Source organism: Flagellimonas lutaonensis (assembly GCF_000963865.1).
Classification (GTDB): Bacteria; Bacteroidota; Bacteroidia; order Flavobacteriales; family Flavobacteriaceae; genus Flagellimonas_A; species Flagellimonas_A lutaonensis.
Genome location: NZ_CP011071.1, coordinates 2,086,714 through 2,099,999, shown reverse-complemented (window position 1 = coordinate 2,099,999; position 13,286 = coordinate 2,086,714). Strand labels below are relative to the sequence as shown.

Annotated in this window: 8 protein-coding genes; 2 read left to right on the top strand and 6 right to left on the bottom strand. The window is 47.3% G+C overall.

Annotated features, from left to right (window positions below; translation table 11 throughout):
* Nucleotides 1-4 precede the first annotated feature (4 nt).
* From VC82_RS15270 to VC82_RS09760, 5 genes are all read right to left on the bottom strand, one after another.
* Nucleotides 5-4,621 carry a Calx-beta domain-containing protein gene (locus tag VC82_RS15270; RefSeq protein WP_170218320.1) on the bottom strand — a complete coding sequence of 1,539 codons (4,617 nt, stop codon included), beginning with the start codon at nucleotides 4,619-4,621 and terminating at the stop codon, nucleotides 5-7.
* A gap of 251 nt (nucleotides 4,622-4,872) precedes the next feature.
* Nucleotides 4,873-5,754, bottom strand: a complete 882-nt coding sequence (fabD, locus tag VC82_RS09780; RefSeq protein ID WP_045802217.1) for an ACP S-malonyltransferase — start codon at nucleotides 5,752-5,754, stop codon at nucleotides 4,873-4,875.
* Nucleotides 5,755-6,095: 341 nt separating this feature from the next.
* Complete coding sequence (locus VC82_RS09770) at nucleotides 6,096-6,611, bottom strand: gamma carbonic anhydrase family protein (RefSeq protein ID WP_045803367.1); 516 nt, start codon at nucleotides 6,609-6,611, stop codon at nucleotides 6,096-6,098.
* Nucleotides 6,612-6,802: 191 nt separating this feature from the next.
* The gene (locus tag VC82_RS09765) at nucleotides 6,803-7,534 is read right to left on the bottom strand and encodes a LytR/AlgR family response regulator transcription factor (protein WP_045802215.1); all 732 of its coding nucleotides are present in this window, start codon (nucleotides 7,532-7,534) and stop codon (nucleotides 6,803-6,805) included.
* Entirely contained in the window at nucleotides 7,534-9,714 is a 2,181-nt protein-coding gene (locus VC82_RS09760) for a tetratricopeptide repeat-containing sensor histidine kinase (RefSeq protein ID WP_045802214.1), read from the bottom strand. The genes VC82_RS09765 and VC82_RS09760 overlap by 1 nt, the downstream gene beginning before the upstream one ends.
* Before the next feature lie 212 nt (nucleotides 9,715-9,926).
* Here VC82_RS09760 and VC82_RS09755 point away from each other — a divergent pair, with 212 nt between their 5' ends.
* Nucleotides 9,927-11,099 carry a vWA domain-containing protein gene (locus VC82_RS09755; RefSeq protein ID WP_045802213.1) on the top strand — a complete coding sequence of 391 codons (1,173 nt, stop codon included), beginning with the start codon at nucleotides 9,927-9,929 and terminating at the stop codon, nucleotides 11,097-11,099.
* A gap of 111 nt (nucleotides 11,100-11,210) precedes the next feature.
* Here VC82_RS09755 and VC82_RS09750 read toward each other — a convergent pair whose 3' ends face one another.
* Complete coding sequence (locus tag VC82_RS09750) at nucleotides 11,211-12,206, bottom strand: PorP/SprF family type IX secretion system membrane protein (RefSeq protein WP_045803366.1); 996 nt, start codon at nucleotides 12,204-12,206, stop codon at nucleotides 11,211-11,213.
* 124 nt (nucleotides 12,207-12,330) lie between these two features.
* Here VC82_RS09750 and VC82_RS09745 point away from each other — a divergent pair, with 124 nt between their 5' ends.
* Entirely contained in the window at nucleotides 12,331-13,221 is an 891-nt protein-coding gene (locus VC82_RS09745) for a NifU family protein (protein WP_045802212.1), read from the top strand.
* Nucleotides 13,222-13,286 lie beyond the last annotated feature (65 nt).

Below are 13,286 nucleotides of genomic sequence, written 5' to 3'. Positions count from 1 at the left end.
TAGGTTATCTGACGATTTGAATCCATCCTTTGGTCGGTTCGGACCCATCGCCCAAATCCAAAATATAAAAATAGGTGCCCTTGGGCAAATCACCATTCTTGCCGGTACCATCCCAAGTACCATTGTACCCCTGCGCACTGAATACACTATTGCCATAGCGGTCAAAGACTTCGAAAGTGTTGTTCGGGTAGTCTTCTGGGCAGTTCAACACCAACAAGTCGTTTACCCCATCGCCATTGGGCGAAAACATATTACAAATGGTGCCACAGTCTTGGCAAGGGCTTCTGCTCACCCTAATTTCAACGGTTGAACTATTGTTGGTCTCATCAGCGTCCAAGGGAAACGAATCTTGCAATACGGCCGTATTCTCAAGATTACCAGCGACCAATACTAAAACTGTAATCTGCAATGTAAGTTCTTCTTCGGGCGCAACCTCATCAATCTGCCAAACACCCGTCTCTGGGGCATAGAACCCCTTAGACGGCTCGCTACTTATATATTGAAATTCTGGCGCCAACAAATCTTCAACCACAACGTCTATTACCCTGTCCATGGTCAAGTTGATAAGGGTGATGGTAAAGGTAATCTCTTCGTCTACAAGCGGTGTATCATTGTCTACCGCTTTCAAAACCTCTAAATCTATGGGTTCGCCATCACAATCGGGTGTCAGAAAAGGGTCGCAATTATCAAGTGGGTCGCTGGCACGCTCAGGCACGGCTTCGGTACTCGGGTCGTCAACGACCAAAACCTCCTCACCATCAGTAAGCCCGTCACCATCCGTATCGGGGTCATTGGGGTCAGTGCCCAATTCTATTTCTTCGCCGTCGGTCAAGCCGTCGTTATCGGTATCGACTATACAATCGTTTACCGTTATCGTCACTTCAACCGATTGGTCGGTGCATGGCGGCTGTGCCCCATTGGTGGTAAAGGTGAACACGTAATCGCCATCGGGCAAACCTTCAAAATCAACTTGGTTCTCTACATCGATGACCACATTTCCCCCAGAAGGGTCTGTGGTCACGGTCCACACACCAGAATCGGCACCGGTCAAGGTGTCGTTCAAATCAATTACGGTGGGGCCGCCATTACCGGCCAAGTTGCAGGCAAATGTATCGGTTGGGGTACCAGGGTTTGGCTCGAAATTAACGGTGGCCACCACTTCTTCCCTTTCAGAGGTACAACCATTGGCAGTTGCCTCCACAAAGAAAGAGGTCGTTTCTGAAATGTCAGGTGTTACAAAAGAACTTCCGGTGCCAAGAATGCTACCCCCTGTAGCAACATTGTACCAATTTAGAGTACCACCCTCACTAACTGTGGCCATAAGGGTCAACGTGCCGTCTCCACAACGAGTATCGCCCATAGTACTGTCCACTGTTGGGGTTCGATTTAAAACCAAGGTTATCTCTAGGGTAGGACTCGCACAATTGTTCGTTGCATCGTAGAAAAATCCGAAATACGTTCCGGGAGCGCTGACCTGACTGCTTCTGTGCGCTGTGGTCACCAAAGGATCCGGATTGGCACTCCAAGTAAGCACACTTCCGGCAGGCGCACTGCTGGTCACATAGTCGTTCAAATCAACTTCAAAAGAATCGCAAAAGTTTGTTGGCTGTGAAGTATCCAAAGCCGGAGCTGACGAACCTGCATCACAGGGCTGGGCACAATCACTGACCGCCACACTGAGGTTGACTGATTCATTATTGCATGGAGCATTTGCACCTGTAGTCGTAAAAGTAAAAACATAGATACCATCCGGCAGACCTGAAAAATTTACGATATTACCTGGCAACAAGGTAACGCCCCCACTTGAAGGGTCGGTGGTAATGACCCATGTGCCTGGATCTGCCCCCGTTAATTGATCATCAAGATCAACAATACTAATACCATTGGCAGGCACACTACATGCCGAAGTATTGTTTGGAGAACCAGCAGAAGGTGTTGTGTTTAGCGCCAACGTAATAGTAAGGGTCGGGCTCGCACAATTGTTCAAGGCATCCCAGAAGAATCCGTAATAAGTTCCAGGTGCATCTGTTAGTACGCTACTGGATAAATGTCCTGCTATGTTGTTCGGATCGGAATCGGTACTCCACCTTAACTCTGAGTTTGCCGGAATGGAACTGGTCACATAATCGTCCAAATCCTTGACAAAGGTGTCACAAAATTCGGTTGGCTCACCCGCATTAAATGCTGGAGCACTATTACCAGCGGCACAACTGTCATCATCTTGTATTACCCCGGTACCAACGGCATCAGAAAATGTGACCGATGTATTGGAAGGTGCCGATAGGGTAACGGTAAAATCTTCCAAAGGTTCAATGATGTTGTCATTCAATATCCCTATTGAAATATTTCCTATTTCACCGTCACTGCCGATAAAGCTCAACAGACCGCTACTTCCAACGTAATCGGATCCTGCATTCGCTGTTCCATCAGCGGTGTCATACGACACCGTGAAACCAGTTGAAACGGCCCCTGTCAATGTAACGGCGAATATGGCATTTCCCTCATTTTCGTCGACCGTTACATCGTTGATTGCAAGAGAGGCAGTATCATCGTCTGAAATGGTAACCGTAGCCGAATCTGGGCTGCCCACAGTATAGGCAGCGTCATCTGACAGCGTGAGGATCACTGTCTCATCAGGTTCCACAATGTTGTCATCGATTGGGGTAACCGTGATGATGGCCGTCTGCTGGCCGTCAGCTACATCGACACTACCGGTGAGCGTTGTATAATCAGTGGAGTTAGTTGCAGAACCGGAAATTGCATAATTGACTGTAACGGGGCCGCCAGTAGCATTCACTGCACCCAAATCTACGGTAAATTCGCCATTGGTCGGGCCCGCTTCGGTAGCTGCATTGTCATTGGCGATTATAGTTACCGTAAACGTGTCGTCGTTGGTGATCGTCCCAAGCCCGGTGCCGTCGCCGATCGTGGCGTTGCTCGGGGCACTGAGGTTCACCGTGAAGTCCTCCGTCGGCTCCACATCGGTGTCCCCGTTGACCTGTACCGTGACCGTGGTGCTGGGGGTGCCCGCCGCTATCGTGCCGCTGCCGCCCGATATGGCCACGTAGTCGGTGCCAGCCGTCGCGGTGCCGTTGGCCGTGTTCACCGTGAAGCCTATGTTGTTCGCCGCGTTGCCGCCGCCATCGACCGAGACCGTGAAGACAAAGTTGCTCGTGCCCGCATCGCCCTCCACCTGGGTGACATCATTAATGCTTATCGAGTCCGTGTCGTCGTTGGTGATCGCCCCAAGCCCGGTGCCGTCGCCGATCGTGGCGTTGCTCGGGGCACTGAGGTTCACCGTGAAGTCCTCCGTCGGCTCCACATCGGTGTCCCCGTTGACCTGTACCGTGACCGTGGTGCTGGGGGTGCCCGCCGCTATCGTGCCGCTGCCGCCCGATATGGCCACGTAGTCGGTGCCAGCCGTCGCGGTGCCGTTGGCCGTGTTCACCGTGAAGCCTATGTTGTTCGCCGCGTTGCCGCCGCCATCGACCGAGACCGTGAAGACAAAGTTGCTCGTGCCCGCATCGCCCTCCACCTGGGTGACATCATTAATGCTTATCGAGTCCGTGTCGTCGTTGGTGATCGCCCCAAGCCCGGTGCCGTCGCCGATCGTGGCGTTGCTCGGGGCACTGAGGTTCACCGTGAAGTCCTCCGTCGGCTCCACATCGGTGTCCCCGTTGACCTGTACCGTGACCGTGGTGCTGGGGGTGCCCGCCGCTATCGTGCCGCTGCCGCCCGATATGGCCACGTAGTCGGTGCCAGCCGTCGCGGTGCCGTTGGCCGTGTTCACCGTGAAGCCTATGTTGTTCGCCGCGTTGCCGCCGCCATCGACCGAGACCGTGAAGACAAAGTTGCTCGTGCCCGCATCGCCCTCCACCTGGGTGACATCATTAATGCTTATCGAGTCCGTGTCGTCGTTGGTGATCGCCCCAAGCCCGGTGCCGTCGCCGATCGTGGCGTTGCTCGGGGCACTGAGGTTCACCGTGAAGTCCTCCGTCGGCTCCACATCGGTGTCCCCGTTGACCTGTACCGTGACCGTGGTGCTGGGGGTGCCCGCCGCTATCGTGCCGCTGCCGCCCGATATGGCCACGTAGTCGGTGCCAGCCGTCGCGGTGCCGTTGGCCGTGTTCACCGTGAAGCCTATGTTGTTCGCCGCGTTGCCGCCGCCATCGACCGAGACCGTGAAGACAAAGTTGCTCGTGCCCGCATCGCCCTCCACCTGGGTGACATCATTAATGCTTATCGAGTCCGTGTCGTCGTTGGTGATCGTATACGTAGTTGTTATTTGTGCCCCCAAAGTTGCATCTCCAGTGGCATTGTTAAGTGACAAATCAATGGTTTCATTAGTTTCAACATCTGTATCACCTGTTATCGCGAGAGTCGGTATAGGTATCGAAGAGCCACCAGGATAGGTGCCAATTGGGATATTTACCACTTGCGGCGTTGTAAATGTATAATCAACCCCATTGGAGGCAGTTCCCGTCAAATTATCAGTTACCGTTACAGTCGTAGCAACCGTTACTGTACCTGTAACCAAAAGCACTGGCAAATTGCCCCCTACATTCTCATCATCTGAACCAGTAGCCTGAGAAAACTCAACCGTAACTTGTCCTCGTGCCAATAAAAAGGAAGAGAAAAAAACAAAAAGGAAAAACATCCTCTTTGTATTGAGATTAAAACGATTTAGGGAAAAAGATTTCATTTTCATTTAGATAGGCCTTTTTAGCGAAGCAAAGCGCTAAAAATCACGCAGGTAAGCTTCCTTTAAAAGGAACTCCAATATTAAGAAAAAACTACTGCCTTGACCAAAAAATAAGGGCCAAAACACTTTTTTTTAGGCAAAGAGCAAATAATTGGGTTTAAATGGGTTGGCTACACGGTGGCAGATTCTGTTTCCGCTGATACCGCAATTTTCTTGACCAATCCCTGAAGCACCTTGCCCGGACCCACCTCTACAAATTTCTTAGCCCCGTCTTGTACCATGTTCTGTACGCTTTGGGTCCATTTTACGGGGGCGGTCAATTGGGAAATCAGATTCTTCTTTATTTCTTCTGGATTTGAAACGGCTGTAGTGGTCACGTTTTGATAAATCGGACAAGTAGGCGTGTTAAACTTGGTATTCTCAATGGCCTCAGCCAATTCTTCACGGGCGGGTTGCATCAAGGGCGAATGAAAGGCGCCCCCTACCGGAAGCACCAATGCCCTGCGAGCACCTGCTTCCTTTAATTTCTCACAGGCAGCATTTACAGCTTCTACCTCACCCGAAATCACTAACTGCCCAGGGCAATTATAATTGGCCGGCACCACGATTCCCTCCGTTTCGGCACAAATCTTTTCGACCACGGCATCTTCCAATCCCAATACGGCAGCCATGGTGCTGGGCTGAAGCTCACAAGCCTTTTGCATGGCCAGAGCACGTTTTGAGACCAATTTCAGTCCGTCTTCAAAATCCAACGTTCCATTCGCCACAAGCGCGGAAAACTCGCCCAACGAATGCCCAGCCACCATATCGGGCCTAAACTGCTCGCCCATTACCTTACCCAAAATCACAGAGTGCAAGAAAATGGCAGGCTGCGTCACCTTGGTCTGCTTTAGGTCGTCAGCCGACCCTTCAAACATGATATCGGTGATGGAAAAACCAAGAATGTCATTGGCGCGCTCAAACAATTCTTGTGCTACTGAATGATTTTCGTAAAGGTCTAACCCCATGCCCACGAATTGGGCACCTTGGCCGGGAAAAATATAGGCGTTCATAGTGTTCGGTTTAAAGGGCCAAAAATAGGGAATTTTTAGGTTTAGGGTTTTTGGGATATGGGTTACCGGTTCAAAGATGAAAGGTTAAGGATTATAAAGTTCAAGGTTTCCATTTTTCAGGTTATAATTGGAGTTTGGCAATTGGGATTTGGAATTTGCAGAAAACCCGATGCTCGGGGTCGTAAGGTTTAGACACGAATTTCACGAATTGGCACTAAGATCTCGGCATGATCTTCATGGCGACTATTATTACAGTTTTCTGTTGTTTCTAATTGGGATTGGGGATTTGGTGCTTGGCTTTTTCCTCTTGGTTCTTGACTCTTGTTTCCTGTACTTGGGCCTTATTTGTCTTTGAACCAGCCCGAATACTTCACATAGTTATTGGCAATGCGGTCTATTTCGCCCGCACTCAATTCGGCACTGACCTCTTTCAGTTTTTTTGCCGGCATGCCCGCATAAATGGTGCCTGAGGGCACATGGGTGCCCTGCGTGACCACTGCGCCTGCAGCAATAATACTATTGCTTTCAATAACACAGTCATCCATTACAATCGCCCCCATACCGATCAACACATTGTCTTTGACCGTGCAACCGTGCACTATGGCATTATGGCCAATGGAAACATTGTTGCCGATAGTGGTCGGCGACTTTTGATAGGTGCAGTGGATCACTGCCCCGTCTTGAACGTTGACCTTGTTGCCCATTTTAATAAAATGTACATCGCCCCTTACCACGGCATTGAACCAAATACTGCATTGATTGCCCATGGTCACCTCGCCCACAATGGTGGCATTTTCAGCAATAAAGCAGTCTTCCCCAAAAACTGGGGACTTTCCGTTTACTGTTTTTATTATCATGGCTGTTTGTATATTTATCTCTTCGGTCTCCGACCAAAGGTAGGAATCCACTTTCCCTTATCCAAAGGAAGGAGTTTTATGGTTTAAAGCAAACTATCTTTGAGCAAGTCCGCTAGATGTTAATAGAAAACTTGATTTTGGACTTCCGCAAAAGCGTCGGAGTAAATAAATCTCAATTATTGAGTCAACAACTACTTAAAATACGAAAGCAGATTGGCCTTTTGTGAAGCCGAGACCGAAAGCTCCTTTCCATTTGACAGAACAACACTGCCCCCTTTTCCCTTTTTATATTTTCTGATTTCGTTGACGTTTACCAAATACGATTTGTGTATACGGGCAAACGGAAAGTCTGACAGTGCCCGCTCAAAATATTTCAGGGTCTTGCTGACCAGAATTTTTCGTTCTTCCAGATAAATCTCTGTGTAATTGTCATCAGCCTTGCAGAAATAAATATCAGATACTTCCAACACCTGAAAACCATCTTGCTGCGGTAGGGTTATCTTTCCCTCTGCTTTTTTTACCTGTGGTTGTAAAATGCGGCCTTCCAAGGCATTTTCACGTTCTTTTACCTCGGCCACATAGGCCACCGCTTTCACCAGTTCGTCAATATTGATGGGCTTCATCAGGTAGTAAGCGGCGTGGCTGTTGAGGGCATCCATCGCATATTGGTTATAGGCGGTCACAAATACCGTCTCAAAGGTACGTTCTGGCAGGGCATCCAACAGATCAAAGGCATTGCCAAAAGGCATTTCCACATCCAAAAAAACAATATCGGGCTGTTTGTCGTTGATCAGTTGCAGCCCTTCTTTAATGGTGGAAGCCTCACCCAAAAGTGTCACATTCTTGCAGTATTTTTCAAGATAGTTTCGCAATATCTCACGGCTGTTTGCCTCGTCTTCCACTATAATGGCCTGTAAGTTCATCAGTCTTTTCTCAGTTTTAAGATTACCTGGGTGCCCGTCGCATCATCGTAGAGGTCTTCTATGCTCACATCAACCTTGTTTTTGTGCATATCGTTTAAAATGGCGATGCGCTTTTTGATGTTGCCCATACCCTTTGATTTCTGCTTTTTTTGGTTGGATGTTTTCAGTGCCGCAGACTGCTTTCGACCAATACCATTGTCACTGATGGATATTTGCAAAAGATCGGCATTCAATTGCCTTACCCCGATTTTCAGGAAGCCTTTTTCATCTTTATACCGAAGACCGTGCCAAATAGCGTTTTCGATATAGGGCTGCAACAACATGGGCGGGATCTCAAAAGCCCCAACATCTACGTTTTCATCGATTTCGATGGAATAGTCAAACTTGTCTGGAAACCTCGAATGTTCAAGTTTCACATAGAGTTCAAGCAGCTCCAATTCTTTTGCAAGGGGAATGAAATCTTCTTCGGAATTCTCGAGCACGGCACGCATCAACACCGAAAACTCACTCAAAAAACGGTTGGCAGACCGCTCATCGCTCTTGGCGATAAAATTGTTCACAGAGTTCAAGGCATTGAAAATAAAGTGTGGGTTCATCTGCGAGCGCAGCGACTTTAATGCCAAAAGATTGTTTGCCAATTTCTGCTGCCTGTTGCTGCGGTAATAAAAGAATGCGGTCGAAGCCATTAGCAACAATCCGAAAATCAACGAGTAGATCACCCATTTTTGGCGCTTGTTGCTTTCTTCTGACAATTGTTGCTCTGCCAATGCCAAGTTGTACTTGCTCTGTGTAAGCTCACGGTCTTGTTCAAGACTCGCAATTTGGTTCTGCTTCGCGGCAATCTCGCGGTTAAGGCGCACGGCCCGTGAAATTTCCTGCTCTTTTCGTGCATATAGCGTATCGACCAACGAAACGTATTCTTGATAGGTCTCCAACGCCTTATTGAAATCACCTTGGTAACGGTACACCTCTGACAATTTTCGGGTGGCATCTTTTTGCACCACCAAATCGTCTTCGCTATCGGCCTCTGCGATGCTTCTTTCCAAATATGGAATGGCCTCGGTCAGCTTTTCTTGGGCAATGTAGGCATTGGCAATCTTGTAGTTGATACGCTGCGGGGTAATCGAGTCTTTTTGCACATCCAACAATCCACTTGATACTTTTTCGGCAGGCAGTTGCTTTAGCTCTTTCAGACTTTTCTTTCGTAACTGTATCTCATCGTCGAACCTTTTTTCTTCACTATAAAAATCGGCCACTTTTTCATTTTCCTGAATGGCACGCTGCGGGGCCTCCTGCTTTGACAAGCGAAGCGAATTTGAAAAATAGCCCTCTGCCTCTACCGGTCGTTTTTCTTTGGCATAGGTCTCAGCAATCTTTGAATTCAGGTCAGTGACCTTCGGCGCGATCTGGTTCTTCTCGGCAATCTTCAATGCCTCGTTATAAAAATCGAGTGCCCGATCGATCTGCCCGAGCCCCTTATTGGCATCGCCGAGCCCTTCGAACATTTCAACCCGTTGATACGGCACCATACGGTTTATGTCTGTCAAAGACTCGTAGATGTTTTCAGCATCTTTAAACTGCTTGTTAAGAATATAGGTCTTGCCAAGCAACAGTGAGGTTTTTACGGTTCGGCGCTGTTCAAGGGCATACTTGAAGTTGTCAATGGCCAGGTCATATTGCTTATGGTATTGATAGATCTCGCCCAACACGGTGTAGGCATTGGCAAGTTCCTTTTTATTTCCACGCTTGCCCAAGCTTGAAATGGCCTGTACCACAAAGTCGATGCTCTTCTCAATATCCAGTTTTTTATAAAAGATGGCAGAATCTAAAAAAACCTGGTGCGTTTCTTGACGCAGCTGTTTCCGGCTAGGCTCATAATCTTCTACCAAAACCGAAATCTCTTCATTGGAACCAATCCGGTGCCTGACCGTTTCAAAATCTGGGCTTTCAACAATCAACCAATCGCCAATGGCCACCTTGATCTTGAACTCACCAAGACCGTTGGTGGTAGTATACTGGCCCTTATCGGTTCTCACCTCCACTCCAGCGATCGGGGTGTAATTTTCCTTTCCCTTTACAGACCCCTCCAACAAAAAGGTTTTCTCCCCAGGTAAATCTTGGGAGAGCAATGGGTAGGTGAACAGCAAGAACACCCAAAGTATGTACCCTTTTTTGTGCATTTAGCGCTTATTACGATGATAAACTTACTTGATTTAATGCGGACGAAAAAATGATAAAATGCCCAAAACGCGCAAAAAACAGGGCTTTTATGCCAGTGGGCTAAAAAACGGCACCCATTCACTCACTGATTGGGCGTATACACTCTTTATGGATTTTAATTACAAAAAATCGCCGATAGATTTACGCCGACAACATCAAAAACAATTCGACTATGAGAAATATCAAAAATATATTGAAATCAGGTTTTTTAGCATTGGCCATAGCAGCACCCATAGCCTGTGAGGCAAACACAAAAAAACAAGAACCAACGGTTTTGTTGGCCGAAGCCAAAAGTACCAAACCCTCAAAACAGTATGTCAAAATAGCGCTGTTGTTGGATACCAGTAACAGTATGGATGGGCTCATCAACCAAGCCAAAGCACAATTGTGGGACATCGTGAACGAGTTCAGCTATGCCCGTTGTGGCAATGATAGTCGTCCGTTACTGCAGATAGCCCTATATGAGTATGGCAATGACAACCTTTCGTCACGAGAGGGGTACATTCGTCAGGTGATAGGTTTCATCAGTAGCGATCTCGATGAAATTTCAGAAAAACTCTTTTCGCTCACTACCAATGGTGGTGAAGAATATTGCGGACAGGTAATACATACTTCTTTGAGACAATTGGACTGGGGCAAGAACAAAGACGACCTTAAAATGATCTTTATTGCCGGCAACGAACCCTTTACACAGGGCAAACTAGATTATAAGGATGCCGCCTTACAAGCAAAAGAAAAAGATGTGATCGTCAACACCATTTTTTGTGGCAATTACGAACAAGGCATCTCCACACATTGGAAAAAGGGGGCCCAATTGACCGGTGGCGATTACATGGCCATCGACCACAACCGTCAAGTAGTGCATATCGATACGCCTTACGATGATGTCATCATACAATTGAACGCAAGGCTGAACAACACCTATATCTCGTATGGCCATGCCGGTGCACGAAAAAAAGCAATGCAGGTGGCCCAAGATGACAATGCTGTAGAATTGGAAGAAGCCGTAGCGGTAAAAAGGGCCGTGAGCAAGAGTACAGGACTCTACAACAATTCTTCATGGGATTTGGTGGATGCCTCTGAGGATGCGGAATTCGATGTTTCAAAACTTGAAAAGGATGAATTGCCAGAAGAACTAAAAGGAAAATCCTCCAGAGAAATCGAAAAATTCATCGAAAGCAAAAAAGTGGAACGTGCCCGCATCCAAAAAGAGATCCAAGAACTGAACGCGAAGCGTGAGGCCTATATGGCCAAACACCAAAAAGAAGAGGCTGGTGAGCTTGAAAATGCCATGATTACGGCCATCAAGGCGCAAGCGGCCAAAAAGAACTATAGTTGGAAGTAAAATTTATTGTTGAACGCCATTTCGGTCCCGAAAGTTTCGGGAGGGGAACCATTCTCACATCGAGTTTCCCGTCCTAGCCAGACTCGAAATGGTTTTTACTTCCAAAAAGTGCTAGTAATTTGCCGCAGGACAGTAGCAATCATAACGGTTGCCCTTTTCTTGGCCAATGTCGTAACCCAAGGTAATTTGGTGAAAACCACCATTGTCAAAGCGAATGTCGCCCATTTGGTACGAATAATTGTACGAGAACATCCAATTGCCCCAGTTTACGCCCACAATCGGGGTGAAAAGCTGCAATCGTTGTTCGCCGAAGCTTCCGTCTTGTTGAAATTGGGCCCCATCAAAACTTCTTCGGTATGAGAGTCCGCCCCAAACGGTACCGAAGCTGACATCTTTATATAATTTGGCATTTAAGTCAACCGTTTTTTCTTCGGTAAACTCAGTCAACTGTAGCAATACCGATGGTTCTACCCGCCATTCACTTCTTCCAAAGACATATCCGACAGAAAATAGATAACGGCGTAGGTTATCGAATTCGGCGGCAGTGTAAAGGTCACGACCAGTGCCCAACAGATTCAGCACCGCTGCATGCGCATAAAACTCAAAAAGGCTGTACGAAACACCCAAATCTATATTGTAATAGCTGGTGGTATTTTTTACCCCGGTGACCACTGGATCGGGGATGACCGACCTAAATTCGGTTTCGTCAAGGCTGCTCAAAATAATACCGGCACTGAGACCGAACGACAATTGGTTCAACACCCTAAAATCGCTAGCCAAGCGCAAATGGTGGGCATAGGTCATTTTAAAGCCCACTTGTGAGTGGTACCCGTTTGAATCATTGAACAAGATACCACCTACCCCGCTTCTGTCGCCTACCCTAAAGTGGGCGTTGAACGTCTGTAGGCTAGGGGCCTCATCAACATTGAACCATTGCTTCCGTGCTGTCAATCGTATTTTACCGCCTTGGCCAATACCGGCCATGGATGGGTACACCAGATAATAATTATCGGCCAGATAATCAAAATACACGGGAATCCCCTCTTGGGCCCGGGATGTTGCACCAAATGCAAATGACAATATCAATACCAAAAAAAGGCGTTTCATGAAGAAGTTTGGGGTCAGTTTCATCAAGTGGCGTGTTCGAACAGTAACTATAACGCTCAATGTAATACATTATTATAAATTTTCAGCCTCATATTTCCTTTGTATTTTTGACAAAATATTTACGATGAAAGAATTTCACATCACCGTGGTTGCCACCAACAATCCAGCTATTTTGAAGTTTGAGGCCAATGATTTCTTGGTAAAGGGCAGCTATGAGTTTAAAAATATAGACGAGGCAAAAGATTCGCCCCTGGCACAGCAACTGTTCTATCTTCCGTTTATCAAAACGGTCTATATCTCGGGTAATTTCATTGCCTTGGAACGTTTTGATATTGTGGATTGGAAAGATGTCAAAGATGAAGTGGCGCAACAACTCGTAGAATATTTGAATGCCGGTGAACCCATAGTCAACGAACCCGAAACCTCAAAAAAACAAGCCATCACCGTGTACGGCGAGGTGACCCCAAACCCGGGTGTCATGAAGTTTGTGGCCAACAAAAAGATAGTTCCGGCTACCTTCGAGTTCAAGAACATTGATGAGGCCAAAGAATCTGAGCTCGCCAAGCAACTCTTTCATTTCCCTTTTGTAAAAGAGGTCTTTTTTGACGAGAACTATGTCTCGGTCACCAAATTTGACATTATTGAATGGGACGAGGCGGCCCCGCAACTACGCGAATTTATTCGAGATTATCTGGCCGATGGCAAAGAAGTGGTCTCTGCCAACGCCAAGAGCAACGAATCGCAGTCGCAATCTGTGGAAACCATAGCACTGGACGACACTTCAAAACAGATAGTGGACATCTTGGAAGAGTACGTAAAACCAGCCGTGGCAAGTGATGGCGGCAACATTCTCTTTCAATCATATGAAGAACAGAGCGGCACTGTCAATGTAATGCTCCAAGGGGCCTGTAGCGGATGCCCCTCATCAACGTTCACCTTGAAAAATGGTATCGAGAACATGCTGAAAAACATGTTGGGAGACAAGGTAAAAGAGGTGGTTGCCCTGAATGGCTGATTTTCTGCTTTCTTTAAGGGAATTGTGTGTTTTATTTTTTAACTTGAAGAAATTTAAAAATCATT

Bases quoted from the DNA above. Each gene is read 5' to 3' on its own strand.
- fabD (WP_045802217.1), bottom strand. From the start codon at position 5,754: ATGAACGCCTATATTTTTCCCGGCCAAGGTGCCCAATTCGTGGGCATG.
- VC82_RS09770 (WP_045803367.1), bottom strand. From the start codon at position 6,611: ATGATAATAAAAACAGTAAACGGAAAGTCCCCAGTTTTTGGGGAAGAC.
- VC82_RS09765 (WP_045802215.1), bottom strand. From the start codon at position 7,534: ATGAACTTACAGGCCATTATAGTGGAAGACGAGGCAAACAGCCGTGAG.
- VC82_RS09760 (WP_045802214.1), bottom strand. From the start codon at position 9,714: ATGCACAAAAAAGGGTACATACTTTGGGTGTTCTTGCTGTTCACCTAC.
- VC82_RS09755 (WP_045802213.1), top strand. From the start codon at position 9,927: ATGAGAAATATCAAAAATATATTGAAATCAGGTTTTTTAGCATTGGCC.
- VC82_RS09750 (WP_045803366.1), bottom strand. From the start codon at position 12,206: ATGAAACGCCTTTTTTTGGTATTGATATTGTCATTTGCATTTGGTGCA.
- VC82_RS09745 (WP_045802212.1), top strand. From the start codon at position 12,331: ATGAAAGAATTTCACATCACCGTGGTTGCCACCAACAATCCAGCTATT.